This is a genomic window from Kitasatospora sp. NPDC034533, assembly GCF_055575155.1.
Genome location: NZ_JBVITE010000090.1, coordinates 1 through 22,589, shown reverse-complemented (window position 1 = coordinate 22,589; position 22,589 = coordinate 1). Strand labels below are relative to the sequence as shown.

Annotated in this window: 29 protein-coding genes and 1 pseudogene; 15 read left to right on the top strand and 15 right to left on the bottom strand. The window is 73.5% G+C overall.

What is annotated here, in order from left to right; all coding sequences use genetic code 11:
* Positions 1 to 23 precede the first annotated feature (23 nt).
* From ACZ55U_RS36095 to ACZ55U_RS36085, 3 genes are all read right to left on the bottom strand, one after another.
* Positions 24 to 998, bottom strand: coding sequence for a hypothetical protein (locus tag ACZ55U_RS36095; protein WP_465533303.1), 975 nt, complete (start codon positions 996 to 998; stop codon positions 24 to 26).
* Between the two features lie 645 nt (positions 999 to 1,643).
* Positions 1,644 to 1,868, bottom strand: coding sequence for a holin (locus ACZ55U_RS36090; protein WP_465533301.1), 225 nt, complete (start codon positions 1,866 to 1,868; stop codon positions 1,644 to 1,646).
* Between the two features lie 115 nt (positions 1,869 to 1,983).
* Positions 1,984 to 2,994, bottom strand: coding sequence for a questin oxidase family protein (locus ACZ55U_RS36085; protein ID WP_465533299.1), 1,011 nt, complete (start codon positions 2,992 to 2,994; stop codon positions 1,984 to 1,986).
* A gap of 114 nt (positions 2,995 to 3,108) precedes the next feature.
* On the opposite strand from ACZ55U_RS36085, the gene ACZ55U_RS36080 reads away from it, so the two are divergent.
* On the top strand, positions 3,109 to 3,570 hold the full coding sequence (locus ACZ55U_RS36080; protein WP_465533297.1) for a hypothetical protein: 462 nt from the start codon (positions 3,109 to 3,111) through the stop codon (positions 3,568 to 3,570).
* A gap of 82 nt (positions 3,571 to 3,652) precedes the next feature.
* Here ACZ55U_RS36080 and ACZ55U_RS36075 read toward each other — a convergent pair whose 3' ends face one another.
* Entirely contained in the window at positions 3,653 to 4,264 is a 612-nt protein-coding gene (locus tag ACZ55U_RS36075) for a hypothetical protein (RefSeq protein WP_465533295.1), read from the bottom strand.
* Positions 4,265 to 4,479: 215 nt separating this feature from the next.
* Between ACZ55U_RS36075 and ACZ55U_RS36070 the strand changes: the two genes are divergently transcribed.
* The gene (locus ACZ55U_RS36070) at positions 4,480 to 5,616 is read left to right on the top strand and encodes a DUF4037 domain-containing protein (protein WP_465533293.1); all 1,137 of its coding nucleotides are present in this window, start codon (positions 4,480 to 4,482) and stop codon (positions 5,614 to 5,616) included.
* Between the two features lie 82 nt (positions 5,617 to 5,698).
* On the top strand, positions 5,699 to 6,463 hold the full coding sequence (locus ACZ55U_RS36065) for a hypothetical protein (RefSeq protein ID WP_465533291.1): 765 nt from the start codon (positions 5,699 to 5,701) through the stop codon (positions 6,461 to 6,463).
* 127 nt (positions 6,464 to 6,590) lie between these two features.
* On the opposite strand, the gene ACZ55U_RS36060 is transcribed toward ACZ55U_RS36065, so the two are convergent.
* Both ACZ55U_RS36060 and ACZ55U_RS36055 read right to left on the bottom strand, forming a co-directional pair.
* On the bottom strand, positions 6,591 to 6,668 hold the full coding sequence (locus ACZ55U_RS36060; RefSeq protein WP_465533309.1) for a hypothetical protein: 78 nt from the start codon (positions 6,666 to 6,668) through the stop codon (positions 6,591 to 6,593).
* 153 nt (positions 6,669 to 6,821) lie between these two features.
* Positions 6,822 to 7,286 carry a MarR family transcriptional regulator gene (locus ACZ55U_RS36055; protein WP_465533289.1) on the bottom strand — a complete coding sequence of 155 codons (465 nt, stop codon included), beginning with the start codon at positions 7,284 to 7,286 and terminating at the stop codon, positions 6,822 to 6,824.
* Between the two features lie 610 nt (positions 7,287 to 7,896).
* On the opposite strand from ACZ55U_RS36055, the gene ACZ55U_RS36050 reads away from it, so the two are divergent.
* Positions 7,897 to 9,294, top strand: a complete 1,398-nt coding sequence (locus ACZ55U_RS36050) for a delta-60 repeat domain-containing protein (protein WP_465533287.1) — start codon at positions 7,897 to 7,899, stop codon at positions 9,292 to 9,294.
* 90 nt (positions 9,295 to 9,384) lie between these two features.
* Here ACZ55U_RS36050 and ACZ55U_RS36045 read toward each other — a convergent pair whose 3' ends face one another.
* Positions 9,385 to 9,777 (bottom strand): RidA family protein, encoded by a 393-nt coding sequence (locus ACZ55U_RS36045; RefSeq protein WP_465533285.1) that lies wholly within the window; start codon positions 9,775 to 9,777, stop codon positions 9,385 to 9,387.
* A 168-nt stretch (positions 9,778 to 9,945) separates the two neighbouring features.
* On the opposite strand from ACZ55U_RS36045, the gene ACZ55U_RS36040 reads away from it, so the two are divergent.
* Complete coding sequence (locus ACZ55U_RS36040) at positions 9,946 to 11,235, top strand: FAD-dependent monooxygenase (RefSeq protein ID WP_465533283.1); 1,290 nt, start codon at positions 9,946 to 9,948, stop codon at positions 11,233 to 11,235.
* A gap of 65 nt (positions 11,236 to 11,300) precedes the next feature.
* Here the strand turns inward: ACZ55U_RS36040 and ACZ55U_RS36035 are convergent, their stop codons facing one another.
* Together ACZ55U_RS36035 and ACZ55U_RS36030 are read right to left on the bottom strand one after the other, a co-directional pair.
* Positions 11,301 to 11,717, bottom strand: coding sequence for a VOC family protein (locus ACZ55U_RS36035; RefSeq protein ID WP_465533281.1), 417 nt, complete (start codon positions 11,715 to 11,717; stop codon positions 11,301 to 11,303).
* A 10-nt stretch (positions 11,718 to 11,727) separates the two neighbouring features.
* Positions 11,728 to 12,108, bottom strand: coding sequence for a helix-turn-helix transcriptional regulator (locus tag ACZ55U_RS36030; protein ID WP_465533307.1), 381 nt, complete (start codon positions 12,106 to 12,108; stop codon positions 11,728 to 11,730).
* A gap of 205 nt (positions 12,109 to 12,313) precedes the next feature.
* On the opposite strand from ACZ55U_RS36030, the gene ACZ55U_RS36025 reads away from it, so the two are divergent.
* From ACZ55U_RS36025 to ACZ55U_RS36015, 3 genes are all read left to right on the top strand, one after another.
* Positions 12,314 to 13,579, top strand: coding sequence for a PP2C family protein-serine/threonine phosphatase (locus tag ACZ55U_RS36025; RefSeq protein WP_465533279.1), 1,266 nt, complete (start codon positions 12,314 to 12,316; stop codon positions 13,577 to 13,579).
* A 172-nt stretch (positions 13,580 to 13,751) separates the two neighbouring features.
* Positions 13,752 to 14,330, top strand: coding sequence for a carbonic anhydrase (locus tag ACZ55U_RS36020; protein ID WP_465533305.1), 579 nt, complete (start codon positions 13,752 to 13,754; stop codon positions 14,328 to 14,330).
* Between the two features lie 246 nt (positions 14,331 to 14,576).
* Positions 14,577 to 15,209 (top strand): flavin reductase family protein, encoded by a 633-nt coding sequence (locus ACZ55U_RS36015; RefSeq protein WP_465533277.1) that lies wholly within the window; start codon positions 14,577 to 14,579, stop codon positions 15,207 to 15,209.
* 11 nt (positions 15,210 to 15,220) lie between these two features.
* On the opposite strand, the gene ACZ55U_RS36010 is transcribed toward ACZ55U_RS36015, so the two are convergent.
* The 4 genes and pseudogenes from ACZ55U_RS36010 to ACZ55U_RS35995 form a co-directional block, all read right to left on the bottom strand.
* Positions 15,221 to 15,808: a hypothetical protein gene (locus tag ACZ55U_RS36010; protein WP_465533275.1), complete on the bottom strand. Its 588-nt coding sequence runs from the start codon at positions 15,806 to 15,808 to the stop codon at positions 15,221 to 15,223.
* Positions 15,809 to 16,310: 502 nt separating this feature from the next.
* Positions 16,311 to 16,436: a hypothetical protein gene (locus ACZ55U_RS36005; RefSeq protein ID WP_465533273.1), complete on the bottom strand. Its 126-nt coding sequence runs from the start codon at positions 16,434 to 16,436 to the stop codon at positions 16,311 to 16,313.
* A gap of 135 nt (positions 16,437 to 16,571) precedes the next feature.
* Positions 16,572 to 16,898: pseudogene (locus tag ACZ55U_RS36000) on the bottom strand (lasso peptide biosynthesis B2 protein); the annotation flags it as partial.
* Between the two features lie 429 nt (positions 16,899 to 17,327).
* Positions 17,328 to 17,447 (bottom strand): lasso RiPP family leader peptide-containing protein, encoded by a 120-nt coding sequence (locus ACZ55U_RS35995; RefSeq protein WP_465533271.1) that lies wholly within the window; start codon positions 17,445 to 17,447, stop codon positions 17,328 to 17,330.
* 575 nt (positions 17,448 to 18,022) lie between these two features.
* Here ACZ55U_RS35995 and ACZ55U_RS35990 point away from each other — a divergent pair.
* Together ACZ55U_RS35990 and ACZ55U_RS35985 are read left to right on the top strand one after the other, a co-directional pair.
* Positions 18,023 to 18,160, top strand: coding sequence for a hypothetical protein (locus ACZ55U_RS35990; RefSeq protein ID WP_465533269.1), 138 nt, complete (start codon positions 18,023 to 18,025; stop codon positions 18,158 to 18,160).
* Between the two features lie 27 nt (positions 18,161 to 18,187).
* Positions 18,188 to 18,655 carry an NUDIX hydrolase gene (locus ACZ55U_RS35985; RefSeq protein ID WP_465533267.1) on the top strand — a complete coding sequence of 156 codons (468 nt, stop codon included), beginning with the start codon at positions 18,188 to 18,190 and terminating at the stop codon, positions 18,653 to 18,655.
* Positions 18,656 to 18,978: 323 nt separating this feature from the next.
* Here ACZ55U_RS35985 and ACZ55U_RS35980 read toward each other — a convergent pair whose 3' ends face one another.
* On the bottom strand, positions 18,979 to 19,530 hold the full coding sequence (locus tag ACZ55U_RS35980) for a hypothetical protein (protein WP_465533265.1): 552 nt from the start codon (positions 19,528 to 19,530) through the stop codon (positions 18,979 to 18,981).
* Between the two features lie 14 nt (positions 19,531 to 19,544).
* On the bottom strand, positions 19,545 to 19,979 hold the full coding sequence (locus ACZ55U_RS35975) for an ATP-binding protein (protein WP_465533263.1): 435 nt from the start codon (positions 19,977 to 19,979) through the stop codon (positions 19,545 to 19,547).
* Between the two features lie 202 nt (positions 19,980 to 20,181).
* Between ACZ55U_RS35975 and ACZ55U_RS35970 the strand changes: the two genes are divergently transcribed.
* The 5 genes from ACZ55U_RS35970 (at position 20,182) to ACZ55U_RS35950 (ending at position 22,487) form a co-directional block, all read left to right on the top strand.
* Complete coding sequence (locus ACZ55U_RS35970; protein WP_465533261.1) at positions 20,182 to 21,012, top strand: helix-turn-helix domain-containing protein; 831 nt, start codon at positions 20,182 to 20,184, stop codon at positions 21,010 to 21,012.
* Positions 21,009 to 21,221, top strand: a complete 213-nt coding sequence (locus ACZ55U_RS35965) for a DUF397 domain-containing protein (protein ID WP_465533259.1) — start codon at positions 21,009 to 21,011, stop codon at positions 21,219 to 21,221. The genes ACZ55U_RS35970 and ACZ55U_RS35965 overlap by 4 nt, the downstream gene beginning before the upstream one ends.
* A 327-nt stretch (positions 21,222 to 21,548) precedes the next feature.
* The gene (locus tag ACZ55U_RS35960) at positions 21,549 to 21,782 is read left to right on the top strand and encodes a DUF397 domain-containing protein (protein WP_465533257.1); all 234 of its coding nucleotides are present in this window, start codon (positions 21,549 to 21,551) and stop codon (positions 21,780 to 21,782) included.
* A 364-nt stretch (positions 21,783 to 22,146) separates the two neighbouring features.
* The gene (locus ACZ55U_RS35955; protein WP_465533255.1) at positions 22,147 to 22,392 is read left to right on the top strand and encodes an ASCH domain-containing protein; all 246 of its coding nucleotides are present in this window, start codon (positions 22,147 to 22,149) and stop codon (positions 22,390 to 22,392) included.
* Positions 22,347 to 22,487 carry a hypothetical protein gene (locus ACZ55U_RS35950; RefSeq protein WP_465533311.1) on the top strand — a complete coding sequence of 47 codons (141 nt, stop codon included), beginning with the start codon at positions 22,347 to 22,349 and terminating at the stop codon, positions 22,485 to 22,487. The genes ACZ55U_RS35955 and ACZ55U_RS35950 overlap by 46 nt, the downstream gene beginning before the upstream one ends.
* The last annotated feature ends 102 nt before the right edge of the window (positions 22,488 to 22,589 follow it).

Below are 22,589 nucleotides of genomic sequence, written 5' to 3'. Positions count from 1 at the left end.
GACCTCCGTCATCTCTCCAGGTGTCACCCACTGCCAACGACACAACCAGCCAACGGACACGCCACAGTTGAACCGATCTGACCAAGCCCTACTAGGGATCTGGAAGAAAACCCGTTTGACGTCGTTGCGGGCGCACGACGGTCGAGGCCGGTGTCGCAGTAGCCAACGCCGAAATCGTGCGAGCCGTTGAAGTGCCAGTACGAGGCGTTCGGGTAGGCGCGCTGGACGCCTAGCCAGTCGTTGGCGGTCGGCGTGTTCCAGGAAGGATCGATCATGACTGGGTAGACAGTGGCCGGGTCCGCCAGCATTGCCTGGTCCGGCGTCAGCAACAGCCGGTCCTGGGCCTGCGGGACATCGACCTTGATCGGAGCGATCTTGGACCCGTCTGCCGGAGCCTGTCGGACGTCCAGGGAGAAGCTGCTCTCCCGGGTGGATCCGGCGTCCGACTCCGCCTGGACGGCAAAGGACTTCACAGCTGGGTCTGCGTCCTGGGCACCATCGGTCTGCTTCGTCCCCGAATCCCACATGATCGGCGCGGGCGCCTCGAAGACCGTGCCGCCACCGGCGATGTCGACGGCCGTCATCGCGCCGTCGGCCCCCTGTTTGACGGCCAGCCCCGAGCTCTTGAGGCCGAGGCTGATCTGTTTGAGTTCGGGATTTAGCGTGGCGGCCGCACTGTGCACGACCAGTACCTGGCTGAATCCGGTGCGGGTGGCGGTGAGCCGGAGGTCAACGTCGGGCAGGACGGACCGGTACTCGGCGGTGTCCCCGGTGATGACAGGAGAGGGCAGCGGCCGAGGCCAGTCGAGCCTGAGTTCCTTGCCCGCGCGGACCATGCGCACCAGTGGCTGGTCCTTTCCTCCCCCCGCGAACTCGACGTCGACGGTGGTGACCTTGGAAGCCACCATGCCGTTCGGTCGTGTGTCCAGCGCGCGGTCGATGTCGGCCCATCGGCCGTTCTTGCGCACCCGCTTGGGCTGAACGTACGTGGTGGACATCAGTCGGCCGTCGGGCTGCGCGACGACATCCCCAGACTCGGTGCGCAGTTCGGTGACCTCGACCGGTGCGCCGGTCCTACGGGCCTCTTGGACGGCCCTACCCTCCGGCGTATCCAGTTGTGGCGAGGCGGACGCCCCTGGTGTACCGCCTTCCTCATTCGTTGCGGCGGCCGGTGACGCGGAGCCCGGAAGGGCCCCCGCTCCGACCAGGACAGTGGCAGTGAGCGCAGCGGCCAGCAGGCCGCGTGCGGACCGTCTGCGTCCGGATATCTCAGTCGACACCATGCTCCCAGAGGTCATCGATTTTCATGCAATCGACGCGGATCCTTCTGGCTCGCCTGCGTAAGTGTCAAGCAAAGATGAGAAATTGATAAGACAAAGCTTCGGACGTATGTGATCTAACTAGCCAGGATCATCTTCATTCGGACCTGTCATCAGGAAATGGCGTTTGTTGTCAAACTCAGGAGCCTCTCACGCAGACCGCCCGGAAATCACAAACCCGGGTTGACAGTGAGGCGGAAGTCTTCGCCTCCTCGCCGCCAGCCGCTCGGGGTGCGGCCGTGCCCGCTGGATGAGGACACGGCCCGATGAACTCCCGCTCTCGGCCACCTGTCGGCGCCAGGCGGCCCGGCTCCTCCCGGCCGGTCAGTCGCGGGGGGTCGAGAGGAAGGCGGCGGACTTGGGGTCGCCGACGAGGGTGGCGACCGCGCCCTTGACCACGGTCAGGGCGGCGGGCAGTGCCGCCACCGCCGCCGCCTTGATGGCGGTGAAGGACGTCAGGTCGAACTTGTCGGCGAGCAGCAGGCCGAGGAACGCCACGGCGTAGGTGGCGACGGTGCGCTCGACCAGGTCGATGACGAGTTTCCGCATGATCGGGACTCCTTCGGGCTGGAGGCATGCGGCGTCGGTGAGTTGGCGCCTTCGGGGTACACGTTCGACCCGGCCGGATCCGACGACGGGCGGGGCGCGCGAGTTCCGCCGTTCCTCAGGCCGGGCGGGCGCTCAGCTCCATCGACCGCAGCGCCGCCGCCAACGCGGGTGCGTCGCCGACGTCCAGGGCCGTGTCGGTGAGTTTGATGACGTGTTCGTCGCCGTGTGCCAGTGCCAGCTCGAACACCTCCTCGGGGGCGGGCACGACGCGTGGCGCGTAGGCCACCGGCGCGGCGGACGCGTACATCGCGGTCACGGCCGCCGAGGCCGTCCAGGCCGCCCGCAGGCTCGACGGCCACAGGGCGGGCGGGAGCGCGGGCAGGGCGCGCAGGACGGCGTTGGGCGCCGTAGCCGCGTGGACCAGCATCGTCTCCTCGCCGTGGCCGTGGGCGGCGTACCGGTGGGTCGCCGCCCGTACCAGTTCGGCGAGCCGGTCGTGCGCCTCCTGCGGTCGCGTCACGGACCCGGCCCAGGCCGGCAGGGCCGTGACGCGCTCCAGCCTGTCCGGGAAGCCGCCGTCCTGGACGGCGATGGCCGGCACCGCGTCGAGGGCGGCGCCCGCCGAATCCGCGCCGGGCAGTGGAGCGGCCGGGGCGAGGGGCCGATGGCGGGCGGCCCAGTAGCCGAGGCCGTGGGCGAGTTCGTTCAGCCGGGGTGCGGTGGCCGGCCCGGACAGCAGGGTGCGCACCGCGTGCCCCACCCGGATCACCGGGTGCGTCGAGCCGCCGTACAGGCCGGGCAGCAGCCGGGGCCACCACCGGGTGAGCACCTCGCGCCAGGGACGGGCGGCGACCTCGCGCTCGAAGTGGCCGATCCAGTCGGCCACCCGGCGCGGATCGCCCAGCGCCGCCCGCCAGTTGGCGTCCGTGACCGGCTCGACGCGGGCCGGGAAGTCCTCCAGTTTGGTCGCGTACCGGTCGAGCCAGCGGTGCACCGAGCGGGCCTGCCCGTGGGCGGCGAGGGCCTCGACGGCCATCGGCGCGTGGTTGGTGAGCCGCCCGAGCCGCTCGGGCCCCGAGCCGTGCAGCCGTTCGAGCGCCTCGTCCAGAATTCCTGTCGTATCCACGGCACGGGACGGTAGGCCCCGGCACCCCGGCGGCGTACCGGGCTGGGGACCTACGTCCGCGGCAGGGCCCCGGGACCGTCCAGGACCCCCATCCCGCTCATCTAATCTGACGGTATGACTGACGCTCTGCTGAACCGCTACCGCACGGCCGTGGACCCGCTGCTGGAACCCGGCGAGCACCTGCTGGACCTCGCCACGGTGGTCCCGGTGGCGGGAGCGAGCGGAGTCGGGCACGGTCCCGGGGCGTGGGCCGGCAACAGGCTGGGCCGGCTCGGCGCGGTGTCCGGCCCCTCGGGCAGCCTGGCGAGCGGCTTCCCGAGCACGGCGGGCGGCGGACGGGTCAAGCTGCTGGCCGTCACCGACCGCCGGGCCGCGTTCGTCACGACCCTGGACGTCCGCAAGCCCGGCGAGCTGCTGTGGCACGCCCCTCGCCACCTGGTCCTGCGGGTGGAACGGCGCCCCAGACGCCAGGCGATGGCGCGGTTCCGGCTGCACTTCGCGGACGGCTCGGCGGTGTCGCTGTTCACCGCCCGCCGGCGCACGGTCGAGTCCCTGGCCGACCACCTCGGACGCTGACGGCCCCCAGGCGGTCCCAGGCGGTCCCTGCCGGCCCCGAGGTCCTGAGATCAGGAGGTCAGGAGGTCAGGAGGTCAAAAAGTCAGGAGGTGGTCTGCGCGGTGCAGGTGCCGAGCAGGTCCCCGGGCTGGATGCTGCCGGCGCCGAACGCGCCGTTCACGACGTTCGCGAACTCCGGCAGCACCCGCATCCGGATGTCGGAGAGCGCCAGGTCGACCCGGGGCGGGACCACGGAGTGCACGTCGGGGCTGATCTGCGGCCGGGTGGGGATGTTGTACACGGGGAGGCGGGTGCCCGCCGGGTCGCTGCCGGTCTGCACGACGAACGTGCTGTCGCCGGAGAGGCTGCCCTCCAGGTTCGAGACCTGCACGTAGTGGCCGGAGGCGTCGGTCAGGGTGAATCCCCCCTTGGCCGCCGTCCGGATGTAGACCGAGTTCGCCAGGGTGACGGGGTTGCCGGCGGCGGTGAGGTCGATGGTGACCGTGCCGGTGGCGTCCTTGTCCTGGAAGGCCGAGGCGGTGCTGCCGGGTGTCAGCGGCTTGAAGGTGACGCCGTCCTTCGCCCACAGGACCGTGCAGTCGGCGCTGCCGGTGGCCATGGTCAGGGTGACGGGCGCGCCCGCGTGGGCGAAGTGCGCGAGGACGACGGTGGAGACGAGGGCCGCGGCGGCGACGGCGACGGTCTTCGGGGACATGCGCGGGGACTCCTGATCTTCCGGGTGCTCCCCCTGGGTGCCCCCAGCCTTCCGGGCCCGCCGACACGCGGCAACCGCACGGGCGGCCGTACGACGGCGGCGGCGACCGCGCGGGGATCTCGCGACGGCCGCACCGCCCCAGGCCGCCCCGGGCACGCACCGCCCCGGCGGGAATCCGCTGGCCGACGGCCCCGCCCACCGGCACAGTGGGCGCCGTGAGCACTCCTGACACCCCCGGCGACACGTTCACTCCCGGGCTGGAACTGGCCCGCCTGCTCTACGAGGAGGCCGTACGGCCGCTGCTGGCACGGGAGTTCCCCCACCTGCCGTACGCGGCGGCGCGCGTGGGCGCCGGCTCCGAGGTGCTGGGCTTCGACACCGCCCGCTCCGCCGACCACGACTGGGGCCCGCGCCTGGAGCTGTTCCTCTCCCCCGCCGACGCCACCCGCCACGGGCCCCGCCTGCGCGAGCTGCTGGCGCACCGCCTGCCCAAGCAGGTGCGCGGCGTGCCCACCCACTTCCGGCGCGGCCCGGACCCGGACGACCCGGTGCGCCACCTGGCCCGGACGGACGGCCCGGTGGACCACCGCGTCGAGGTGCACGACCTGCCCACCTGGCTGGCCGACCGGCTGGGCCCCTCGGCCCTCGCCCCGGAGCCGGACGTACTCGACTGGCTGGCCCTGCCCCAGCAGCGGCTGCTGGAGGTGACCGCCGGCGCGGTGTTCCACGACGGCCCCGGCGAGCTGACCGCCGCACGCCGCCGCCTGGCCTGGTACCCCGACCAGGTGTGGCGCTACCTGCTGGCCTGCCAGTGGCAGCGCCTCTCCCAGGAGGAGGCCTTCGTCGGCCGCTGCGCCGAAGCCGGCGACGACCTGGGCTCGGCCGTGACCACCGCCCGCCTGGTGCGCGACCTGATGCGGCTGTGCCTGCTGACGGAGCGCCGCTACGCCCCGTACGGCAAGTGGCTGGGCAGCGCGTTCGCCCGCACCGAGGCCGCCGCCGAACTCGGCCCGCTGCTGCGGGGCGCCCTGGCGGCACGGCAGTACCCGGACCGGGAACGGTACTTGTGCGAGGCCTACGAGGCGGCGGCCCGCCGGCACAACGCGCTCGGCCTGACCGCCCCCGTGGCCGCGACGCGCCGCCCGTACCACGGCCGCCCCTACCTGGTGCTGCACGCCGAGCGCTTCGCCCGGGCGCTGCTGGCCGGCCTCACGGACGAGCGGCTGCGCGCCCTGCCGCCGGTGGGCGCGGTGGACCAGTGGGCGGACGGCACCGACCTCCTCGAACGGCCCCGGGCCCTGCGCTCCGCGATGGAAGCACTGAGCAACAGCACGGCCACGGAGGAGAGTTGAGTAGCGGAGCGGATTGCGGCACCGGGCCCCGACCGGCCAGGGTGTGGGCGCGAACGCGCGCGAGGCGAGAGGACCGCTGCCGGTGAGGAAGCTGCTGAAGGACGTGGCCAAGAGCTCCTTCTACCTCGTCGCCATGCCGCTGTACCGGCTCGTCGAGGGCGCGCGGGAGCTGCGGTCGCTCAACTGGCCCACCGAGCGGCGCAAGGCCGGGCTGGTCAACTCGCCCCGGGCGCGGGCCGCCCGGGCGGCGCAGCGGGAGCGGATCCGGGCCCTGGTCGAGGCGATGGGGTCGGTGCCGGGGGTCGAGCACGTGCTGACCCAGATCCAGGACCTGTCCACCCGCCCGTCCTTCCACGGCCGCGACCACCCCGGGGACACGCTGCTGGTCTGCCGGATCCACGCCCGCGCCTTCTTCGTCGTCCGGGAGGACGTCCTCGACGTGCTGCCCCGGATCGAGGCGGCGGGCCTGGCCGAGTGGCAGGCCTGCGGCCAGGGACCGGACCCGGGCGGGACCCTCGAACACGCGCTGCGCTGGTACCGCGACGGCGGCATCGGCGCCGACGGCCTGCGGATGCACTCCCCCTGCCTGGCCAGCCCCGGCGCCACGCTGCACTGGGAGCGGCCCGGCCTGCCGCCCCGGGAGCCGATGCCGATGAGCTCGCACACCGGCCCGCTGCACGTGCGCGAGCAGAGCCCGCCGGACGCGGACCCGGCGCGGCTGCTGCGCGAGGCCCGGGCGGACGGGCGGGGCGTGGTCCTGGAGCTGGTCCTCGGCGCGGACTGGGTCGGCTACTGCCAGTACCACAAGGTGGCGCGCGGCGGCTTCCTGGGGCGCGGACGGCTCTGAACGGCGGGGCGACGCGCCCGGACGGCAGCCCCAGCGGCAGGGCGGCCCCCAGCGGCGGGGCGGCGCGCCCGGACGGCCGGTGCGGACCGTCCGGGCGCCCTCACCCGTTCACCCGTTCGGCCGCGGCTCAGTACTGGGGGCGACGGCCGTGGTTGGCCCTGTGCCTGGCCCTGGCCTTCTTCTTGCGGCGGCGCTTGGACGACATGGCCACTCCTCTCGCAACCGGGACACCAACACCCCCGGCCTTCCACCGTTCCACACCCGGGCCCACCCGGCCCGTCGAAGCCCGCCGACGAAGCCGGGACCGGAGCGGAACCGGAGCCGGGAACGGAGCCGCACCGGATGCCGGGGCCCGGATTCAGTCGGGGAGGTTCCCGTTGCCGCCCAGGTTCGCGACCATGCGGCGCAGCACGTTGATCGTGGTGACGAACTCGGCGGGGTCGATGCCCTGGTGGGCGCGCTCGTTGATCTCCAGGTTGCGCTCGCGGGCGCGCAGGCGCCCGGCCTCGCCGTCCTCGGTCAGGGTGAACCCGCCGTCGGCGGCCTCGGTGAGCCAGCCCCGGGCGATCAGGTCGTCGTAGACGGCGTCGAAGGCGGTGTTCTGGTCGTCGTAGGGGGTGAGCCGTTCGGTCAGGGTGGTGCGGGTCCAGCCGCCGGGGCGGCCGGCGGCGTGGTTGAGCGTCCACCAGTGCGGCTGGGTGAGGTCTTCGACCGCCAGTCGGCGGCGCAGGCCCTCGACCACCACACGGCGGTAGACCTCGCCCGCCCAGGCCCCGATGGGCTGGGCGGCGATGATGTCCGGCGCGTAGGTCTTGATCGTCACGTTCCCGTGCTCCTTCATCCGTTGGTCGGGACGCGACCGACCGTAGGATCTCAAGCCGGCTTGAGGTCAAGGCGGTTCATGCGCACGGGCCGATGGCTGCGGTCAACTCGCCTCCGGGCGAGCCGACATGGCGACGTCGGCCGGGTCCTGCCCGGCGAAGATCCGGTGGCCGTGGCCGTCGCCGCGGGGGCGGCGGGGACGCTGCGGCGCCGCTGGATGCCTGGGGCGAAAGCTCCCTCGGCGAAGGCGTGTTGGCGCACGACGGGGCTTGCCCCGGCGCGCGGCGGTAGCCCATGATGGCGAAGCGGCCACCTTCGCAGCACTGGCCGCGGGCCTGAGCCTCCGGCATATTCCGTGGAGGTGGCCGGCAAAGCGCGCTGCCCGGGCAGGCGCGGAAGCGTTCGCCCGCCTTCCCGGACAGAGCCGTCGCTCCGCGTGCGCGACCTTCGAGACCCACAGGCCGCTTCACCATCACCGACGCACCGTCGGCCACTCACGCGGACGGCCCGCCTCCCGCGACCGCCGCCCGCACGGCCGCCCACCAGGCACGCCGACGGGCGGGTGCCACTCCCGGGGCGCCCGCCCGCCCCTCCCCCGGAAAGGATTTGGCATGCACATGATCAGCCCGCGCCGGATCGCCGCCGCGGCCGGCATCGCCCTCGCCCTCGTGACCGCCGTTCCCGCCGCCGCCACGCCCGGCGCGCTCGACCCCACCTTCGGCACCGGCGGCAAGGTGACCACCGACTTCGGCGGCACGCCCTCGCTCCCGGACATCGCCAACGCGCTGGCCGTCCAGCCCGCCGACGGGAAGATCGTCACCGCCGGCAGGGCGGCGCTCAACCTGCCCGGCGTGGGCGGCAACGCCCAGTTCGCGCTGGCCCGCTACAACACCGACGGCAGCCTGGACACCACCTTCGGCGGCTCCAGCGCGGTGCCCGGCACCGTCGCCTTCTCCTTCCTCGCCGCACCCAACACCAACTTCGCCCGGGCCGTGGCCATCCAGCCCGCCGACGGGAAGATCGTCGTCGCGGGGCTGGCCGGCCCCAACGAGCAGACCGCCTCCGCCGCGATCGCCCGCCTGAACACCGACGGATCGCTGGACACCTCCTTCGGCACCGGCGGCAAGGTGCTGCTCAACATCTCCGGGGGGCTCGGCGACGGCATCCGCAGCCTGCTCATCCAGCCGGACGGGAAGATCGTCGGAGCCGGGGCGGCCGGGCCCAACGCCATGGTGCTGCGCCTGAACACCAACGGCACCCTGGACTCCTCCTTCGGCGGCGGCCTCGGACTCACCACCCTGCAACTCGGTGTCACCAGCCACTTCTTCGGCGTCGCCCGGCGCGACGACGGCAAGCTCGTCACCGGCGGGTTCTCCGTCAACAACGTCACCAACGCCGACAACTTCCTGGCCGCCAGGTTCGCCGCCGACGGATCGCTGGACACCTCCTTCGGCACCGGCGGCTCCACCAACGTCTCCTTCGGCCTGCTGTCCGACGTCGCCTTCAGCATCGCCCTGACCAACACCGGCAACAACGGCAAGATCGTCCTCGCCGGACTGGCCCAGTCGCCCGACCCGTTCAACATCATCGGCACCGGCGCCTTCGGCCTGACCGAACTCAACGCCAACGGCAGCCTCAACACCGCCTTCGGCACCGCCGGCAAGACCACCACCAAGGTCACCGCCGCCGGGGACGAGGCCCGCGCCGTGGCTCTCGGACCCTCCGGCAAGATCTACGCCGTCGGCGAGAGCGGCGAGATCTCCCCCTTCCCGCTGGACCCCAACACCGGCACCCAGACCGTGATCCGCTACACCTCCAACGGCGTCATCGACACCAGCTGGGGCACGGCCGGCGTCGTCACCACTCCGTTCGGCACCGGCGGCGCCTCCGCCCGCGGCGCCGCGATCGACTCCAGCAACCGCCTGGTCACCGGCGGCGGCGCCACCGTCACCAAGCCCGACCTGCTGCCCGGTCTGGACTTCACCGCCGCGCGCTACGAGACCAACTGATCCGAGGACACCCCGGGGGCCCGGAACCGACGGCGGTTCCGGGCCCCTTCCCCGGGCGGTCGGGCGCAGCGCCCGGGCACCGCCGGTCCGTCAGCCGATCACCGCGTCCACCTCGACCTCGACCAGCCAGCGCTCGTCGATGAAGCGCGAGACCTCCACGAAGGTGGCGGCCGGGCGGATCTGCGCGAAGCGCTCGCCGTGGGCTCGCGCGGCCTCCCGCCACTGGCTCATGTCGGTGAGCATGATCCGGGTGCGCACCACGTCCGCGAGGGTGGCGCCCGCCTCCCGCAGGGCGGCCTCGGCGATGTCCAGGCAGCGGACGGTCTGGGCGTGGACGTCGCCCTGGCCGACCGTCGTGCCGTCCTCGCCGATCGGGGCGGTGCCGGCGACCGCGACGTAGGCGCCCTTGCGCACGGCCCGGGAGAAACCGATCCGGGGCTCCAGGGGGGAAGCGGAACTGACTGTCTGTCGAGTGATCTCCATCGCCCCATGGTGCCGCACTAGTGCACCCGCGGGGCCGTCTGCCTGCGCGAACGCCCCCGCGCGCCGCGCGGCCTGTCCCGAAGCGCCCTACCGCACTAGTGCACTGGCCTCAAATAGTCCCAGGGCAAGGCTTGTTGAGGCGGATGCGTACGGCGTACATTCCTCGGCATGGACAACCGCACCACCGGTAGCCGCGCCACCGGCATCCTCGTCTCCGGCGCCGGCATCGCCGGCCCCGCCCTCGCCCACTGGCTGCGCCGCCACGGCTTCCGCCCCACCGTCGTCGAACGCGCGCCCGGCCCGCGCCCCGGCGGCCAGGCCGTCGACCTGCGCGGCGCCGGGCGCACCGTGGTCGAGCGGATGGGCCTGATGGAACGGGTGCGCGCGCTGTGCGTCGACCAGCGCGGCATCGCCCTGGTCGACCGGAACGGGCGCGCCACCGCCCGGATACCCGTCGACCTGTTCGGCGGCGAGGGCATCGTCTCCGAGATCGAGATCCTCCGCGGCGACCTCGCCGACCTGCTGCGCGAGGCCACCGACGGCGTCGAGTACCTCTGGGGCGACACCGTCACCGCCCTCGACCAGGACGAGGACGGCGTCACCGTCGCCTTCGAGAACGCCCCCGCCCGCCGCTTCGCCCTGGTCGTCGGCGCGGACGGGCTGCACTCGGCCGTGCGCCGCCTCGCCTTCCCGGCCGGCACCTCCTCCGCCGACGACACCTCCTCCGCCGGCAGCACCGACGGCACCGGCAGCGACGCCCACTACCGCCCCCTCGGCGGCTACCACGCCTGGTTCACCGTCCACGACCCCGCCCTCGCCCACGAGCTCGACGGCTGGTTCCTGATGTACAACGCCCCCGGCGGCCTGGTGGCCGGCGCCCGCCCCGGCCGGCTGCCCGGCGAGGTCAAGGCCTCCCTCGGCCTGCGCTGCGCGCCCCTGGCGTACGAGCGCCACGACACCGCCGCCCAGCGGCGCCTGCTCGCCGACCGCTTCGCCGGCGCCGGCTGGCGGACCGACCGGCTGCTGGCCGGGATGCGCACCGCCGACGACTTCGCCTTCGACTCCTTCGGGCAGGTCCACCTCGACCGCTACAGCCGCGGCCGGGTCGCCCTGCTCGGCGACGCCGGCTACAGCCCCAGCCCCCTCACCGGGCTGGGCACCAGCCTCGCCCTGGTCGGCGCCTACCTGCTGGCCGGCGAACTCGCCGCCGCCGAAGGCGACTTCGCCGCCGCCTTCGCCCGCTACGAGGAGCTGATGCGCCCCTACGTGGCCCGCGCCCAGGAACTGCCGCCCGGCGGCCTGAACGGCTACGCCCCCGGCAGCGCCCTGGCGATCCGCCTGCGCGCCGCCTCCATGCGCTGGATGGGCCGCTGGCCACTGCGCCCCGTCCTGGCCGCCCAGTTCGCCAAGGCCGACGGCATCGCCCTGCCCGACTACCCGCTGCCGGCCCCTGCCTGAGCCGGGCCCGCGCCCGTGCCCGCGCCTGAACCCGGACCCGAGCCCGGGCGCGGGCGCGGCGGTGATCAGGCGGTGCGCGGCTGGTTGAAGCGCAGCATGTTGCCCGACGGGTCGCGGAAGGCGCAGTCGCGCACCCCGTAGGGCTGGTCCATCGGCTCCTGGAGCACCTCGGCGCCGGCCGCGCGCAGCCGCTCGAAGGTGGCGTCGCAGTCGTCGGTGCGGAAGATGACGCCGCGCAGCAGGCCCTTGGCGAGGAGTTCGGCGGCGGCCCGGCGGTCGTCCTCGGAGGCGTGCGGGTCGGCCAGCGGGGGCTCCAGGACGATCTCCACGCCGGGCTGGTCGGGCGAGCCGACGGTGACCCAGCGCATGCCCTCGAAGCCGACGTCGTTGCGCACCTCGAAGCCGAGGACGTCACGGTAGAAGGCGAGCGCCCGGTCGTGGTCGTCGACGGCGATGAAGCACTGTGCGAGTTCGATGCTCATGCCGCTCACGCTACCGTCCGGCGCCCCCGGGGCCCCCGGCGTCCGGGCGCCGCACCGGGCGGGTGCGGACCTTGGCGACACAGGCCGGGATCGCCGCGCCCTCCTGGTGGTCACGGGCCCGGTAGGCGCTGGGGCTCTCCCCCACCAGCTCGGTGAAACGGGTGCTGAAGGAGCCCAGCGAGGTGCAGCCCACCGCCATGCACACCTCCGTGACGCTCAGGTCCCCGCGCCGCAGCAGCGCCTTGGCCCGCTCGATCCGGCGGGTCATGAGGTAGCTGTACGGGGTCTCGCCGTAGGCGGCGCGGAAGCTGCGCGAGAAGTGGCCGGAGGACATCAGCGCGGTGCGGGCCAGCGCCGGCACGTCCAGCGGCTGCGCGTACTCGCGGTCCATCCGGTCCCGGGCCCGGCGCAGCCGGACGAGGTCGTCCAGCGGCAGGCGGGACGTACGGTTCACGGGGCTCGTACCAGGGGACACACCGGCCACCGTACCGACCGGCGCCGACAGGCGGTGTCCCCCGCCCGGCGCAGCCCGCTCGCGCGCCCGCCCGCGCGCCGACCACCCTGGAGCGACGGCCGGACGGCGGAGAGGGCGGCGGGTGGACAGCGACGACACCGCCCCGCGCGCGCCCGGCAACCGGGCGGTGGCCCTGGGGGTGCTGGCCGCCACCGCCGCCGTGCTGCTCGTCCAGGCTGCCAGCGGCACCGGCTCGCGCCTGGTGCTGCTGCTGGTGTTCCTGCCCGCGCTGATGGCGGGCCTGGGCACCGTCGCCCAGACGGTGGCCGTCTCGGTGTGGGTGACGGGTGTGGTCGCGCTCCACTCGGTGCTGGTGCCGCCCGGGGACCTGCCGGCCCGGCTGGGCACCCTGCTGGGCGTGGTCGCCGCCGAGGCGGCGGTGATCGGCCTGTGCGACCGGCGGGTGCGGCGCGAGCGGCAGCTGTCGCGGCTGCGTCAGAGCGCCGTCGCCCTCCAGCGCCAGCTGCTGCGCCCGCTGCCCGTGGCCACCGCGGACGTGCGCCTGGACGGGCTGTACCGGCCGGTGGAGCAGGACGCGCTGATCGGCGGCGACCTGTACGACGTCGTGGCGACCCCGCACGGCACCCGGGTGCTGGTCGGCGACGTCCAGGGCAAGGGGCTGCCCGCGATCGGGACGGGCTTCGCGGTGCTGAGCGCGTTCCGGGAGGCGGCCTTCCGGGAGGCGCGGCTGGCCGCCGTCGCCGACGCGCTGGAGGCGGCGGTGGAGCGGCACAACGCCTACGCGGTGCAGAGCGGCGAGCAGGAGCGCTTCGTCACGGCGACCGTGCTGTGCGTCCGCGGCGCGCGGGACGACGACGGACGGGACGGCGGGGGACGGGACAGCGACGCGCGGGACGACGGCGGACGGGACAGCGACGGACGGGACGGCGACGCGCGGGACGACGATGGGCAGGACGGCGGCGGGGGCGTCCGTGCCACCGAGGTGCGGGCCGTCAACTGCGGCCATCTCGCCCCCTACCTGCTGCACCCCGACGGCCGGGTGGAGCCCGTCGCCCTGGAGGCCGGCCTCCCACTCGGCCTCGCCTCGCTCGCCGCCCCCGCCGGCGCTCCCCGCCCCGTGCGGCGCTTCGTGCTGCCCGGGGACGGGGTGCTGGTGCTGCTCACCGACGGCATCACCGAGGCCCAGGACGCCTCCGGCACGTTCTACCCCGTCGAACAGGGCCTGGCCGACCTCGCCGCGCTGCCCGCCGAGGCCCTGCCCGAGGCCCTGGACCGGCGGGCCCGGCACTGGGGCGGCGGGCGCAGCCGCGACGACGTCACCGTCCTCGCCCTGCGCCGCGCCCCGCGGGCGGGTTCCGGGGCCGCCCGGACGCCGTCCGTTCCGTGACCCCCGGCTGCGCACTCCACCTGCGGCGATCTAGGGTGCTGGCATGATCCCCACACCGATATCCGACTCCGAGCCCGGCCCGACCGACAACCCCGCCGACGGCCCGGCGCCCGGCCCGGCCGGCGCCTCCGCGGACGGCTTCCTGACCGACCCCGCCCAGGCACTGCGGGTGATGATGGAGGGCAACGCCCGGTTCGTCGCGGGCAACCCCGAGCACCCCAACCAGGACGCCGACCGCCGCAAGGCCCTCGCCCCCGCGCAGCGCCCCTTCGCGGTGCTGTTCGGCTGTTCGGACTCCCGGCTGGCCGCCGAGATCATCTTCGACCAGGGCCTGGGCGACCTCTTCGTGGTGCGCACCGCCGGGCACGTCACCGGCGCGGAGGCGCTGGGCAGCATCGAGTACGGGGTGAGCGTGCTGGGCTGCCCGCTGGTGGTGGTGCTGGGGCACGACTCCTGCGGCGCGGTGGCGGCGGCGCTGGACTCCCTGGAGGAGGGCCGGCTGCCGGGCGGTTTCGTCCGGGACGTGGTGGAGCGGGTGACCCCGAGCGTACTGTCCGCCAGGGCGGCGGGCATCGAGGACCGGGACGGGATCGTGGACGAGCACATCCGCCAGACCGTGGACCTGCTGGTGGAGCGTTCGCAGGTGCTGGCCGCCCGGGTCGCCGAGGGCAAGGTCGCGGTGGTGGGCCTGTCCTACCGGCTGCGTGACGGCCAGGCCCGGCTGATCGCCGCCCAGGGGCTGGTGGACTGACCGGCCTCGTGCCGTGACGGGGTCTCACGCGTGGGCCGGGCGCCTCACGCCGTGACGGGGTCTCGCACCGTGGGCCGGGTGCCTCACGCCGTGGGCCGGGTGCCTCACGCCGTGGGCCCGGGCCTGCGACGGCCCGGGCCGCCGTCCTCGGGAACTGGATGTCCGATCTCCGCCAGCGTCCCCTCGCGGGCCGGAGGCAGAGTCGTGACCAGCAACGATTCCCCTTCCCGAGGACGGCAGTTCCCCGTGCACAAGGTCACTGATCTCAAGGTCCTGTACTTCGGCACCCCCGTGGTGCTGATCGGCTCCCGCAACGAGGACGGCAGCTCCAACCTGATGCCGATGTCCTCGGCGTGGTGGCTGAACCAGTCCTGCGTCCTGGGCCTGGGCGACAGCTCCCAGACCGCCGCCAACCTGCGGCGCGAGGGCGAGTGCGTGCTCAACCTGCCGTCCTCCGCGCAGGTGGACGCCGTGGACGCGCTGGCGCTGCTGACCGCCAACCCGCACGTCCCCGAGTACCGGCGGCGCCAGGGCTACCGCCACGAGCGGCGCAAGTTCGAGGCCGCCGGGCTGACCGAGCTGCCCGGCGAGCTGGTGAAGGCGCCGCGCGCCGCCGAGTGCCCGGTGCAGCTGGAGTGCCGGGTGGCGTCGGCGACGGCGCTGACCGGCGACCGGTGCACCGCCTTCGAGGTGACGGTGGTGCGCGCCCACGTCGAGGAGAGCCTGATCGTGCCCGGCACCGACCACTACGTCGACCCGGTCGGCTGGGACCCGCTGATCATGAAGTTCTGCGAGTTCTTCGGCGACGGGCGGCGTCTGTCCCCCTCCCGGCTCGCCGAGGGCTGGCAGATGCCCGGGCGGCTGCCCGCCGCCGTGTGACGGTCCGTGCCCTACGCGACGGTCTGCCCGCAGGAGTCGCACACCCGCGTCGCGGGCAGCTCCAGGAAGCAGGACGGGCAGATCGCCGGCGGGCGCAGCACGGCGGTGGCGGCGGTCTTGCGCTCCACCGTGGCGCGCAGGCGCGGGGCCAGGGCGGGGGTGCCGCCGTCGGCGGGCAGGTCGGCGCCGAAGTGCCGGTAGCAGGCCAGTCGGGCGGCGGCCGCGTGCTGCTCGCGGTCCATCTCCGCGGCCACCGGGGGCTGTCCGGCCACCGCCAGCACCTCCTGGTAGCCGGGGCCGACCCGGCCGTCGGTGGCGTGCACCACCAGGGCCGTCAGCGGCGGGTCCCCGCGCCGGTGGGCCTCCAGGATCACCAGGGACAGCACCTTGCCGATCCAGTGCCGGTGGTGGATCCGGGTGCGCACCCCGGAGGCCTCCTGCACGGCCTCGGCGAGGTCCGCGTAGGTGATCACCGCGTGGTAGCGGCGCGCCACCTCCACCAGGGCGGGGTAGGCCGCTCTGGTCCACACGATGTGCGCCTGGCTGGCGCTGACCGCCGTACCGTCCGATGCCCGCCAGTAGCTGTGCCGCTCAGTCATCCGCCCCGCCCCTGTCCGCTGTCCACTGTCCGCTTTGTCCGTGTCCGCCCCCGCAGGCCCCCGCCGCAGCGAGGCTACCCGGCCGCCGGGCGGCGCCCTCGGGCGGGGCCCTCGGGCGGGGCCCGCCTCCGCCGGGTCTTGACTTCAAGCGCTGTTGAAGTTGTCCAATAGGGCGCAGACCGCAGCCGTACGGGCATCCGCGGTCGATGCCCCGCCCGTACGGAACACGTGCCGGGGCCGGGGCCGCCGTCCTTCGATCGCGCCGACGGCGGCCCCGGCTCCCGCGCATCCTGGCCACGGGCCGGGCACCAGGCGCTCGCGGCCCCCGCCCGCTGCGGCCTCCACGCCGTGACCTCCACGACACGGGCGGGTGCGCTACGGTGGGCGGCGAAAGGCCCCCGACCACCTTCCCTGGTCGGGGGCCTTCGTGTTGGGCGGGGATGGCTGACCGGCTTCCCGGGTCCCCTTGCGGGCCCCGCCCGGCGCCTCGGCAGGGTCGCCCCTACTTCACCGCCGCGATCACCGTCCCGACCACCGTCGCCAGAACCGCGATCACCCCGGCGTTGCGCCGCAGCCACCGCCCGATCCTCTCCGACGTCCGCACCCGGACCGGCTCGCCGTCTTCCACCTCGGTCTCCTCTCACCACCGCACGTCGCCCGGGCCGGACGACCCGGGCCAGGGTTGCGAGGAGGGAGAGACACACCGCCGCGAGGACGACGGGCAGCAATCTACCCCAATCCCCACAGCACAGTTGACGCTCCGTCAACCGACCGGACGGGCCTTCGGCTCGACGGTGATCAGCGGATGGAACCGGGCGATCCCGGCGGGTTCGCCCACGGGCGCGCCCTCGGCCTCGATCCAGGCGTGGGCGCGGAAGGGGGCGGTGCGCACGCCCGTGCGCCAGGTCGGCCGGCTGCCCCGGGCGCGACACAACAAGGCCGCGGCGATGGAGCGTTGGAGGCAGCCCTGGCCGGCGCAGCGCATGCTGAGCGCGACCACGGCCTGCCGGGCGGCCGGCGCCTCGGCCTGGCCGGCGGGCCGGGCGCCGCGGCGCAGGGCGAGCATCACCCGGCGGATGCGGGCCGGGGGGAGCCGCGCCGGCCAGGGTGTCGGCCCGGTCGGCGAGGACGGGGACGCCGTCGATCTCGGCGAGGTGCAGGCGGCGCAGGCCGGACAGGGTGCCGCAGACGGCGACGGTGGTGTGGGCGGTGGCGATCAGGTGGCAGCTGCCCGCCGGGTCGAGGGCGAGCGCCCGGCCGGGGTCGCGGACGCGTTCGGCGTGGCGGCGCAGGTGGTGGGTGCCGGTGTCACAGGTGCCGAACACGGCCAGGGCGACCGGCCCGGCCGGGCGGTGAGCGCCTCGCCGCGGGCCAGCGGCCGAGGGTCCAGGGGCGGCCGCTGGGGTGGTGCAGGACACGGCTCGCGGCCGTGTCCCGTACCCCGGCCATCGCCGCCGCGGCGTCGGTGTCCGGGAGGACGACGAACCGCGTCCGCCGGTGGCCGTTCACTGCCCGGTCCTCAGGGGATCAGGTAGTAGCCGTGGACGTCGGGCTGGTTGCCGATGTCGAAGCCGCGGGTGAGGTCCGTGAAATCGCCGAGTTCGATCAGCACCGGGGGCTCGTACACGTCGCCGGTCATCACGATGTCCTCTCGTTCGCAAGGGAGTTGGACGCGGTCACCGGCCGGCGGCCTTCCACTCTTCCTGCCGGCTTCGCCTCCGGACAAGCGCTGCCCGGGCCTTCGGCCGGAACCCGACGGCCCCGCCGGGAGTGGCCGGCGGCGCTCCCGGGACTGATGGACCGCCGGATGGCCGGGTGGCGGGGGCGCCGGGAGGCGGGCCGGGTTCGGCCAGCGGGGGCGAAGAGGTACGGACCTCTCCGCGCCTCGGACGGGCGGGGGCGCTTCCGGGAGCGGGGCGAGGCCGAACAGGACCTGGCCGCCCGCGGGATCGTGGTGGAGGAGGTCCGCGACGCACCCGACCGGCCGGGCCGGGAGTCCCCCTTCGCGGCCCGGCGCCCGCGACCCCGGCCGTGCGTGAGAAGTCGGCCGGGCCGACTTCTCACGCCGCCCCGGCCCGGGCGGGGCCACCGCCATCCAGCCGATCGTCCTGCGTGCCCCCGCGCTCCGGGTTCCCCGGCCCCCTGATCGGCCGAGAGTCCTGTGCGGGAGCCCGCCACACGCGTGAGAGAGTCGGGGGCGCAACTGGTGTGCGCGTGAAGGGGATGCCCGTGGAGCGGGTGCCGGAAGCCGAGGTGGTGCGGTGGCTGACGAACGGCGAGATCGCCGACGGGCCTTCGCACGCCGCCCTGTCCTGCTACCCGGGCCCTCATCGGCTCGCCCAGCGTTCCTGACCGGCCCGGCGGCGGAGGTGGTGGATCGTGCCCAGGCGTGACTATGAGGACGACCCGAACGCCCCGAAGGCGAACTCCCTGGTCCCGGCCGCGTCGGTCGTCGTGGTCGACGACGCGGGCCGGGTCCTGCTCCAGCGGCGTACCGACAACGGGATGTGGGCGCTGCCCGGCGGCCGGATGGACATCGGCGAGTCGCTCGCCGGGTGCGGGATCCGCGAGACGCGCGAGGAGACCGGCATCGACGTCGAGATCACCGGGATCGTCGGCACCTACACCGACCCCGGCCACGTCTTCGCCTACGACGACGGCGAGGTCCGCCAGGAGTTCTCCGTCTGCCTCCTCGCCCGCCCGCTCGGCGGCCGGCTGCGGGTGTCCGACGAGTCCCACGAGGTGGCGTGGTTCACCCCGGCCGAGACGGACGGGCTGCCGATGGTGGCGAGCATCCGCAAGCGGCTGGCCGACTGGCGCTCCGGGAAGATCCCCGTGGTGCGCTAGGAGCCCCGGGCGAGCACCCCGGAGCACACCGGCGACCGCGACGCCCCGTGCGTTTCAGGCGGCTTTCTCAGCGAGGACGTTCCACTCCTCCGATCGGGCGGCCGTACTCCTTCTCGATCGACGGGAAGCAGGAGGCGGGGCCCTTCACGGCGGGGGTGGCGGTCGTCAACGTGGTCCTTCCGAAGAAGTGCGGTGCGGTCACGAAGTAGGACCGTGACCACACCGCGAACTCATCGCCCCCACAGGGCGATCCGCGTCATACCCCGCCGCTGGTCCAGCGGCGGCGCCGGATGGGCGGGGCCGATCTCTCGTCCCGCAGGTGTTCAGGTGCGTGCGGCCTGGGTGCGGCAGTGGGTGAGGGCGTAGCGGAGGCGGGTGTCCGGGTTGGGGGTGGTGGTGAGGAGTTCTCCGGCGGTGACGAGGGCGGCCCAGTAGGTGGCGGGGTCGCCGGTGCGGGGCAGGGGCGTGGCGGAGGTGAGGGAGAGGTAGGCGGCGGTGAGGTTGCCGGTGGTGAACCAGCGCTGGAGGCCGTGGTGGTGGCCGGGGCGGAGGCCGCCGTGGGCGTCGACGGCGGTCAGGAGGTGGGCGACGACAGTGCGCTCGGTGGGGGTGAGTTCCTTGGGGACGTCGAAGACGCCGAGGGCTTCGAGGACTTCGCCGGTGTCGGCCTCGGAGTCGGGGCGGGGGTCGGCGAGCAGGGCGTCGTGGCAGTCGGCGAGGCGGCGGCCGGTCTCGGCCGCAGGGATGTCGAGGGCGAGGCACACGGCCTCGGCGCAGGGCATGGGCTGGTGGCCCAACCGAGCGAGGAGCGCGTACGTGGCAGCGGGGGTCGCGCCGCGCGAGAGGGTGTGCCGGGCGAGGGTGACGAGGTGCATGAGGGTGGCGGCTTTCAGGCGATGGAGAGGACGGGGTTGGGGGTGGGGGCGATGACGGCCCAGACGAACTTGCCGGGACTGCCAGGACGGGGGCAGCAGCCCCAGCGCTCGGCGAGTTCGTTGACGAGAAGGAGACCGCGCCCGCACTCGTCCTCCGGCCCGGCGGCACGGAGGGACGGTCGGCCGCTCCCGGCGTCGTGGACCTCCAGCCGGAGACGGGAGTCGACCAGCGCGAAGCGGACCTCGATGTGCCGGTCGTCGGGAGCGTCGCAGTGCCGAACGGCGTTGGCGAAGAGTTCGCACAGGAGGAGTTCGGCGGTGTCGGCGTAGCGGTCGCCGGCGGGCAGCCCGGACAGGTAGGCGCGCAGCAAGTAGCGGGCCAGCGGCGCGGATTCGACACAGGAGTCGAGACGCGCGACGAAGGGGCGGGGGCGACGGGCGGTGAACATGGGGAGTACCTCAAGGGGAGCGTGTGAACGGGGTGCGCTGAGCGGTGGGTGGGCACGAGACTGCGAGACCCCAGACGTCGCGCTGCGCTTCCGGCGAATCACCGGCTGTAGCCATGGTGGCGCTTTGCCCGCTACGATCGGAAGGCTTTCCCACTTGACACTTTCCCCGGGTGGTATTCGTCCCGGCAGTGGAGGTTTGGCCGTGCGTGAGTCTCAGCTGGATCCATCGGCTTCACCCCTTAAGGCCTTCGGAGCCCAACTGCGCAGGCTGCGCAAGGCGGCCGGCTTGACGCAGACCCAACTTGGCGAGCTGACTCAGCTAAGTGACAGTCAGATTTCTAACCTCGAACGAGGGACACGCAATCCCACACTCGACTGGGTTCGTGTTGCCGACAGGGTCCTCGACACGGGCGGAACACTGGAACTGACGTACTGGAGCCTCAGAGGGTCTTCCTTCCTGCCGGGCTACCCGGAGTACGTAGCCAAGGAGCGGGAGGCCAAGGTCATCCGGCTCTTCGAATTGGGAGTCATCCCCGGTCTCGTGCAGACTCGCGCTTACGCTGAGGCGCTGGAGACCGGTGCCGTGGCGCGCGGAAGCGTCACGGCCGAGCAGGGGGCCGAACGCCTTCGACTGCTGCTGAACCGGCAGGATCGAGTCAACAGGGATCCAGCTCCGCTGGTGCATGTGGTCCTGGACGAGAGTTGTCTTCGGACCGTGGTTGGCGGGGAAGCTGTCATGACCCAACAGCTGGAGCATCTGGAGACGTTGGCCCAACGGCCCAACTATGTGGTTCAAATCGCACCCTTTGACCTGGGTGCGCTTCGCCCGTTCATGCGGTCCATGTCGCTTCTTGATCTCGGCGACGGCACCTCGCTCGGGTACACCGAGACGCATCAGCGTGGATACCTGGAGAACGACCGGGCGATCGTGTCCGCTTGGGCGAGGGAATACGATCTGCTTCAGGTGGAAGCGTTGTCGCAGTCGGCATCGCTCACAAGGATCAGCAAGGCGCGAAGGGACTCTTCAGCATGAGCGGGAACGTTGACCTGAAAGGTGCTTCCTGGAGTAAGAGCAGCTACAGCGGCAACGGCGGACAGTGCGTTGAGGTGGCCTCCGGCTTCCCAGGCCTGATGCCCGTCCGTGACTCCAAGGACCCCCACGGCCCGTCTCTGGTCTTCCCGGCTGCGGCCTGGGGCTCGTTCATCGCCGCTGTCCGCAGCGGCGAGTTCGGCGACGTCTGAGCCGAAGACCTGAACCGCGGTGCCGCCGTCCGCGCCTGATCGAGGTACGCGCGCTGGACAACATCACGATCCAGGTCCTCACTGGTGGCCCCGGATATCACCTGGGAACCACCGGGCCCTTCGCTGTCTACCTGTTCGGCGACCTGCCGGGGGACGCCGTGGGCCTACATCGAGCAGGACCTGAGGTTCAAGGACCAGCCGGCGAAACCCGCCCGCCATAACCGTCAGTTCGAGGTGCTCATGTCCCAAGCGCTCGGCCCGCAGGCGACGCGGCCATACATGCCGGGAAACCCTGACGAACGGTACGAGTTGGGGACAACTGAAAGGATGACCATGCACGACGGCACCACCCTCGACCAGGGCGGCTACAGCTGGGCCAAGTCCAGCTACAGCAGCAGCGAGATCGGCAACTGCGTCGAGGTCGGCCGGACTCCGGCCGGCACCATCCCGGTGCGCGACACCAAGCAGCACCGGCGTGGCCCGGTCCTGGAGTTCGCCCCCGCCGCGTTCCAGAGCTTCCTCGACGCCGTCAAGGCGGGCGAGTTCCCGGTGCGGCTGTAACGGGTGAACGACGGGTGGGTGGGCCCCGGCGAGAGAACCGCCGGGGCCCACCCACCTCTTGCATACCACCTGACCACGACACTGAACGCAAATAGCCCCTCGACGATTCCGGGCAAACGGTCTCGACCGTCAACTGACGCATGACCGGGCTGATACTGCGCGGGTTTTGGCAATGGACGGGAAAGCCGCTACGAGGCCTGGGGAGACCGGGCGTTCAACGCCCAGCAGCCCTCACCGCACTCGCCCCGGCTGATCGCGATGATCCGTCCGACCCGCTGAACCCAGGGGCGCGTCCGGCGGGTTGCGCGAGCGTGTGACCGCCCTGTCTCTGCCCGCCTCGGCACAGAAACAGGAGCAGCACCCCATGCCGGACCAGGACCGCGTCATCCACATCCGCCGCCCCTACCTCGACCTGATCGCCGCCGGCACCAAGACCGTCGAGGTACGTGTCGGCTACCCCTCCATGCGCAGGATCCGGACCGGGCAGACCCTCGTCTTCGCATCCGAGGACGCCCACTGCCGTACCCAAGTCGTCAAGTCGCCGAGTACCCCACCTCCGAGGCCATGCCCGACGCCGAGGACCACGAGGCGATCGGCTCCGAAGGCATGACCCGGGCCGAACTCCTCGCCGCCTGCCGCGACGTCTCCCCTCCCGAGAAGGAACGGCTCGGCGTCCTCGCCATCCACCTGCGACTCACCCCGTAACCAGGGCCCGACCGCGGGGGGGGGGGGGGGGGGGGGGGGGGGGGGGGGGGGGGGGGGGGGGGGGGGGGGGGGGGGGGGGGGGGGGGGGGGGGGGGGGGGGGG

Coding starts and splice junctions, on each gene's coding strand:
- ACZ55U_RS36010 (WP_465533275.1), bottom strand. CDS start 15,808: ATGACTGAGCGGCACAGCTACTGGCGGGCATCGGACGGTACGGCGGTC.
- ACZ55U_RS35975 (WP_465533263.1), bottom strand. CDS start 19,979: ATGTTCACCGCCCGTCGCCCCCGCCCCTTCGTCGCGCGTCTCGACTCC.
- ACZ55U_RS35980 (WP_465533265.1), bottom strand. CDS start 19,530: ATGCACCTCGTCACCCTCGCCCGGCACACCCTCTCGCGCGGCGCGACC.
- ACZ55U_RS36095 (WP_465533303.1), bottom strand. CDS start 998: ATGTCCACCACGTACGTTCAGCCCAAGCGGGTGCGCAAGAACGGCCGA.
- ACZ55U_RS35955 (WP_465533255.1), top strand. CDS start 22,147: ATGCCGGACCAGGACCGCGTCATCCACATCCGCCGCCCCTACCTCGAC.
- ACZ55U_RS35995 (WP_465533271.1), bottom strand. CDS start 17,447: ATGACCGGCGACGTGTACGAGCCCCCGGTGCTGATCGAACTCGGCGAT.
- ACZ55U_RS36045 (WP_465533285.1), bottom strand. CDS start 9,777: ATGGAGATCACTCGACAGACAGTCAGTTCCGCTTCCCCCCTGGAGCCC.
- ACZ55U_RS36020 (WP_465533305.1), top strand. CDS start 13,752: ATGATGGAGGGCAACGCCCGGTTCGTCGCGGGCAACCCCGAGCACCCC.
- ACZ55U_RS35960 (WP_465533257.1), top strand. CDS start 21,549: ATGACCATGCACGACGGCACCACCCTCGACCAGGGCGGCTACAGCTGG.
- ACZ55U_RS36050 (WP_465533287.1), top strand. CDS start 7,897: ATGCACATGATCAGCCCGCGCCGGATCGCCGCCGCGGCCGGCATCGCC.
- ACZ55U_RS36075 (WP_465533295.1), bottom strand. CDS start 4,264: ATGTCCCCGAAGACCGTCGCCGTCGCCGCCGCGGCCCTCGTCTCCACC.
- ACZ55U_RS35950 (WP_465533311.1), top strand. CDS start 22,347: ATGCCCGACGCCGAGGACCACGAGGCGATCGGCTCCGAAGGCATGACC.
- ACZ55U_RS36080 (WP_465533297.1), top strand. CDS start 3,109: ATGACTGACGCTCTGCTGAACCGCTACCGCACGGCCGTGGACCCGCTG.
- ACZ55U_RS35965 (WP_465533259.1), top strand. CDS start 21,009: ATGAGCGGGAACGTTGACCTGAAAGGTGCTTCCTGGAGTAAGAGCAGC.
- ACZ55U_RS36060 (WP_465533309.1), bottom strand. CDS start 6,668: ATGTCGTCCAAGCGCCGCCGCAAGAAGAAGGCCAGGGCCAGGCACAGG.
- ACZ55U_RS36040 (WP_465533283.1), top strand. CDS start 9,946: ATGGACAACCGCACCACCGGTAGCCGCGCCACCGGCATCCTCGTCTCC.
- ACZ55U_RS36030 (WP_465533307.1), bottom strand. CDS start 12,108: ATGGACCGCGAGTACGCGCAGCCGCTGGACGTGCCGGCGCTGGCCCGC.
- ACZ55U_RS36090 (WP_465533301.1), bottom strand. CDS start 1,868: ATGCGGAAACTCGTCATCGACCTGGTCGAGCGCACCGTCGCCACCTAC.
- ACZ55U_RS36035 (WP_465533281.1), bottom strand. CDS start 11,717: ATGAGCATCGAACTCGCACAGTGCTTCATCGCCGTCGACGACCACGAC.